This is a genomic window from Vibrio sp. OPT46 (genome assembly GCF_015163535.1).
In the GTDB taxonomy this organism is placed as follows: domain Bacteria; phylum Pseudomonadota; class Gammaproteobacteria; order Enterobacterales; family Vibrionaceae; genus Vibrio; species Vibrio alginolyticus.
In genome coordinates, this window is record NZ_JADDYG010000731.1 from 9,350 (window position 1) to 9,651 (window position 302).

Annotated in this window: 1 protein-coding gene; it reads right to left on the reverse strand. The window is 52.0% G+C overall.

The features are described 5' to 3' along the window. The coding region (locus tag IQR33_RS34495) for an efflux RND transporter permease subunit (protein WP_228014162.1) at window positions 1-302 on the reverse strand (302 nt) is incomplete at both ends.

The following is a 302-nucleotide window of genomic DNA, read 5'->3' on the forward strand; positions in this document are numbered from 1 at the left end:
ACCATAGCGAGCGGTAGCGTAAGCATGATGATCATTACTTCGCCGACACGACGGAAGCTGAAGTAAAGCAGCAGCATAATGATGGCGATGGTGATTGGTACCACGACACTCAAGCGGTCTTTCGCACGCTCCATGTATTCGTATTGACCAGACCAAGCCAGGGAGTAACCCGCAGGAAGTTCCAATTGATCAGCAACAACCTGTTGCGCTTCCACGACGTAAGAGCCAAGGTCACGACCATCGATGTCGACAAATACCCAGCCGTTTGGACGCGCGTTTTCCGTTTTGATCATTGGAGGGCC